Raw genomic sequence first — 2,313 nt, 5'->3', positions numbered from 1 at the left:
GCCGTCCTGTTCAATCGATAAGGTATCCAAATCTATAAAGATTATTTCGACCACGCTACCTATTTGCACCGGAGCCCTTTGCAATACCCCCATCCGGACAAATCCCTCAGCCACCACGTGGTACATAGTAGAGCCTAATATCAAGCCCGAGCGGGTTGAAAGCATTGGGCTGCCTTTGGCCAGATTGTAGGACGGCCCTGTAGCGCTCACCGTGGATGTCCAATTCCGTCTCCGGCATATATTCGTATGGCGCCAAGCCTTGGTTACTTAGCACGCTGATCAGCGCGTCGGAGGCGCGCTGGTTGCCGTGCTGCCAGTCGGAGCCGACGAGATGACCGATCTCTGGGCGCGGCGGATTCAGCGCTGAAGGCTCGTTCCACGTACTACTGTATGGATCATGCGCTTGGGACTGGACAGGGGGGCTCCACGGAACATAATAACCAGTTGGGTATGATTCACTCACGCCATACTCGTCATGTGGCTGGTTCACTGAGTCACTTGGCGTCTGCTCCCAAGGAAGACCCTTAAAAAAGTCGGATCCGGGAGTATTGCCGAAACCTTCATAGCCATACGGCTGGTTCACTGAGTCACCTGGCGTCTGCGGCTGCTCCCAAGGAAGACCCTTAAAAAAGTCGGATCCGGGAGTATTGCCGAAACCTTCATAGCCATACGGATTTATTGACGGCGGGCCTCCTTCGTCCAGACTGGGCCATGAATGTGATGACACATTCGAGAAGGGTTGCGAGCCTGCTACGTTCCGCTCGGGCGTTACCGTCAGCCCCATTTTCTTCACCGTGTTAATTGCAAATACGTTTTTTTCTGCTTTTCTAGGGTATGCGCTCAGGTACGTTTTCCTGATTTCTTTCAGCTGCTTATCTCGGCTTAAAAGCTGGTTGATTGATGGCAAATTTTCTGACCTTAGCCACGTGCTAAAATGGCGGAGCGCTTTTCTAACATCGACAATCGTTGCATCCGCATAGAGCATCGGCGCCCGATCAATAAATAATGCAATGAGGTCTTCATCTTCTCCGTATGCATCACTTTCGATTTCGCCGTCTGGTTCGCTGCTTCTAAGGCGAAACCTTTCGTTCGCGCGAGCGGTGGTTAGTGCACGTTGAGTCGTGCGGGAAAAAAGGCCATCCAGGTGTTTAGCTGCTTTATCCAAGGCGGGATCGTCAATTCCTCGATGCGCGATACCGAGGCCAGTTTTTCTTGTGAGCTCATTACTCAAACGTGCCAGCGATTCAGCAAAGTCATTGACATTTTTCTCTTTTAACTCCCTAGCGATACTTTCTTTTTTAAAACGTTCAATAAATTCTCTATCTTCCGGATCGGATGCATTTTTCGCATCCTTGCCTGGGGCATAGAAAGTCCGGCGAATGCCACCAGCTTGTTGCCCCAAGTTATCTTTCCGCTCCAGCTGCATGTCATTCAACCGCTGCAGGAGTACGTTAGATGGCTGCGCGGGGGCGCTAGGTGGTGAAGCCAGCGGAGAGTTGGCGCCCCCACCTTGTTGCACCTCCTGACGTGCTCGCAGAGTTGCGTAGTCTCTGATAAAACTTTCGGTATCCAATAGATTACACGGATTTGTGTCCAATTTCCCCCCCCCTTGTAAATTGGTCACTGCGTCTGGAAACTGATCCTTTCCCTTCACAGGAAGTGGTAGTCCGTTTGGCCTGCAAGGGCTCGCAGCCCGAAAGAAGACTGGTGGTACCGCTTCCCCCCCCCGCTCCGAACCCGGACAGTTGACTGAGCCTCAAGCTCTCTTAAGGAAAAACATAGAATTCCATTTCTCTCGAAAAATAAGTCCATCGGTGCGCAGCCATGTGCGGCGAAACGAAATTGGTGTGCGCCGGGAGAGACCGGCAAGGAGCAGGGATCTGATAATCATATAGCCAGCCCCACGCCGTTGTGGTGAAGCGGCGGGCGTAGAGTTGAGGTTGCGAGACCCACTTGACGCACAGGAGGCCGGCATGGACAAGTTTAGCGGAATCGACCTGCACTCGAATAACACAACTGATTGCGGGTTTCAAGCAGACTGAAGTTGCATTTGATCAGTAATGCATATGTTTCATGAAATGCATGAGTTGGCAAGACAGGCAACGCGAAGTGGAAGTGTGATTTGCGAAGTGATCGACATGGTAACGACGCGCGCGGCCATGGCGCAATGCGCCGGCGAAGTAGCGACAGGCCGCCCTGAGGGCCGCGATCAGCTGCGGCAGTAGTGCCTCAGGTTGACTTTGTTCGGCAGGGTCTTCAGCAGATAGGGCCTGATGGTTGTGTTGCGGGTCTGAGATAATGCCGGCATCGAGT

2 protein-coding genes are annotated in these 2,313 nt (G+C 52.6%); both read right to left on the bottom strand.

The genetic code is table 11. From position 1 onward, the window contains the following. Positions 1-106: 106 nt before the first annotated feature. On the bottom strand, positions 107-1,426 hold the full coding sequence (locus EVC45_RS44200; protein ID WP_129964312.1) for a hypothetical protein: 1,320 nt from the start codon (positions 1,424-1,426) through the stop codon (positions 107-109). A 628-nt stretch (positions 1,427-2,054) separates the two neighbouring features. Beyond that, a partial coding sequence (locus EVC45_RS46415; RefSeq protein WP_211193598.1) for a hypothetical protein occupies positions 2,055-2,313 on the bottom strand: 259 nt, incomplete at its 5' end.

Origin of the sequence: Paraburkholderia sp. UYCP14C, from assembly GCF_004197395.1 — a bacterium.
GTDB lineage: Bacteria > Pseudomonadota > Gammaproteobacteria > Burkholderiales > Burkholderiaceae > Paraburkholderia.
The sequence above is the reverse complement of the archived record's forward strand: the minus strand, read 5'-3'. Positions and strand labels throughout refer to the sequence as shown.

What these genes read in the sequence shown, in the direction of transcription:
- EVC45_RS44200 (WP_129964312.1), bottom strand. Translation starts at nt 1,426, where the DNA reads ATGCAGCTGGAGCGGAAAGATAACTTGGGGCAACAAGCTGGTGGCATT.